The following is a 352-nucleotide window of genomic DNA, read 5'->3' as shown; positions in this document are numbered from 1 at the left end:
CGCTGAGCCCCCCGCCCCCTAAACCGTCCTCCTGACCAACATCGTCCGAATCTCCGAAATCGCCTTCGTCGGATTCAACCCCTTCGGGCACACATCCGTGCAATTCATGATCGTCCGGCACCGGAACAGCCGATACGGATCCTCGAGATTATCGAGCCGCTCGGCCGTCGCCATATCGCGTGAATCGGCAATGAACCGATACGCCTGCAGCAACCCCGCCGGCCCGACGAACTTGTCCGGGTTCCACCAATAGCTCGGGCACGACGTCGAACAGCACGCACACAAAATGCACTCATACAGCCCGTCGAGCTGATCGCGCTCCTCCGGCGTCTGCAACCGCTCGCGTTCAGGC

At 61.6% G+C, this 352-nt stretch carries 1 protein-coding gene; it reads right to left on the bottom strand.

Going from position 1 to position 352, the window contains the following annotated elements:
• Positions 1-18: 18 nt before the first annotated feature.
• The coding region (locus SB816_RS30255; RefSeq protein WP_410548025.1) for a 4Fe-4S dicluster domain-containing protein at positions 19-352 on the bottom strand (334 nt) is incomplete at its 5' end.

It is taken from the genome of Achromobacter sp. SIMBA_011, from assembly GCF_046535435.1.
Classification (GTDB): domain Bacteria; phylum Pseudomonadota; class Gammaproteobacteria; order Burkholderiales; family Burkholderiaceae_B; genus Achromobacter; species Achromobacter dolens.
The sequence above is the reverse complement of the archived record's forward strand: the minus strand, read 5'-3'. Positions and strand labels throughout refer to the sequence as shown.